The following is a 2,454-nucleotide window of genomic DNA, read 5'->3' on the forward strand; positions in this document are numbered from 1 at the left end:
ATCCCATTGCAATCGAAAATTTAATTCCCATTGCTTCAGATTGGAAAGCTTCGGATTGGGTTATTGCTAACACATTAATTCAAGATGAAATTCTGAACAATTCTAATTTTCCAATTCCTGATGCGAGATCACACGCTATGCTTTTGTACAGAACACCACAATCATTAAAACAAAAATTTAACAGGGAGAAAAACGAATTGAAAAATATATTTCAAATAGAAAGTTGGCTAATTCATCACGGAGAAAAATTGCAAAAACGATTTCAATTGGCTTCCTACAAAATGATGAACCATCTTATAAAAACAATCGATATTACTAGAAATAGAAAAGATTTTATAACAGTTGCCAAAGTCATTCAATCTAATATTCACATTATAGCGGTCGATACCGATTATTTTTTTACCGCCGATGAAAATCGAGAAACCTATGAAGATTTGAAAAAAGTAAAGCAAAATGTGTTTTACCACGAAATCAATTCCATACACGGACACGACGCATTTCTGATAGAATACGAACAATTAGGCAGCATTTTAAACAAAATTTTTATAACAAATAAACAAACAGCATAATGAAATGAGCATAACGATATTGTGAATTAACAGTAAACGACGCTATGCGAATTACATATGACCTTTAAAAAACAATAAAAACATACATATGAAAATATTAAAATTTGGAGGAAAATCACTTGCCCACGGAAACGGATTTGAGAAAACAATTGAAATTATTTTAGACAAAGTAAATAATAACAAAAAAATTGCCGTTGTAGTTTCGGCAATTGCTAATGCTACTGATGTATTAGAAGAAATTTTAGAAAAAGCAGTAAACAAGGAAGGGTATTTAGAGCAGTTTTCGGCTTTTAAAAAATACCAACAAGCTAATTTTCAAGTAGACTTAACAGAAGAATTTCAGCTTCTAGAAAAAACATTTGAAGGAGTTACTTTGTTGGGAGATTATAGCAAGAAAATAAAGGACAATGTTTTGGCTCAAGGCGAAGTTATTTCTGCCAAAGTGGTTACACAAGCATTGAAAGAAAAAGGAGTAAATGCTCACTTTTCAGATGCTCGTTTGCTTATAAAAACCGACGAGAATTACGGAAATGCCCAACCTTTAGATAGTTTGTCGAAAAAAAATGTCATTAATCATTTCAAACAAAATAACGGAACAACAGTAAATGTTATTACAGGATTTATAGGTTCAAACAACAATAATGACACAACGACTTTAGGTAGAAATGGTAGTAATTACACCGCTTCATTAATTGCAAATTATCTCGATGCTGAAGAATTACAAAATTATACACATGTTGACGGAATTTATACTGCCAATCCAGATTTGGTTTCCGATGCCAAAAAAATTGATTTTCTTTCTTTTAATGAAGCCAATGAGTTAGCAAATTTTGGAGCTACGATTCTTCACGCTAAAACGATTGTTCCCTTGTTAGAAAAAAATATTCCGCTTCGGGTTTTAAATACTTTCAATCACGAAAATAAAGGAACATTAATCACTTCTACTGCCGATAAAGAAGGAATAAAATCGCTTTCGGTTTTAGAAAATGTAGCTTTAGTAAATCTTGAAGGAAGAGGACTTCTTGGGAAAACAGGTGTCGATGCACGTATTTTTAAAGTAATGGGCGATCATAATATTAGTGTGAGTATCATTTCTCAAGGTTCCTCTGAGCGTGGAATTGGAATTGTTGTTGCTGCCGATAAAGCTTCGAAAGCGATTATCGAATTAGAAAAAGAATTTGAAAACGATTTTTATTCTAAAGATGTTAATAAAATTTCTGCAATAGATGATGTTTCGGTAATTTCTATTATTGGACAAGATTTAAGTACTTTCCACAAACCATATTCGGCACTTATAAAAAATAAAATTGTACCGATTCTTTTTAATAATACGGTTACGGGAAAAAATGTGAGTTTAGTGGTTAATAAATCACAATTAAACAAAGCATTAAATGTTATTCATGGCGAAATTTTTGGAGTTTCAAAGAAAATAAATATTGCTATTTTTGGTCATGGTTTGGTTGGAGGAACACTAATCAATCAAATTTTAAATTCGGCTTCAATAATAGAAAAACGTAAGGATATTAAACTTAATATTTTTGCTATTGCCAATTCTAAAAAAATAATACTGAACAAAAACGGAATCACTCAGGATTGGAAAAATGAAATCGAAAATAACGGGATTCCTTATACTATTCAAGGTGTTATTGCTTACGCCAATGAACATCATCTCGAGAATTTGATAGCGATAGACAATACTGCAAGTAGTAAATTTGTCGAAAATTATATCTCATTAGCAGAGCATAGTTTTGATTTAGTATCTTCGAATAAAGTAGCAAATACGTTGAGTTATGATTTCTACAAAAAAGTAAGAAAAGCATTGGCAGACAACCAAAAGAATTATTTGTACGAAACTAATGTTGGTGCGGGTTTACCTCTTATAGAT

Annotated in this window: 1 protein-coding gene and 1 pseudogene; both read left to right on the forward strand. The window is 31.3% G+C overall.

Going from position 1 to position 2,454, the window contains the following annotated elements:
* Positions 1–569 (forward strand): annotated as a pseudogene (locus ACHZC3_RS12895) (homoserine acetyltransferase); the annotation flags it as partial.
* Between the two features lie 88 nt (positions 570–657).
* A partial coding sequence (locus tag ACHZC3_RS12900; RefSeq protein WP_394760285.1) for an aspartate kinase occupies positions 658–2,454 on the forward strand: 1,797 nt, incomplete at its 3' end.

The organism is Flavobacterium sp. (assembly GCF_043720215.1).
Classification (GTDB): Bacteria; Bacteroidota; Bacteroidia; order Flavobacteriales; family Flavobacteriaceae; genus Flavobacterium.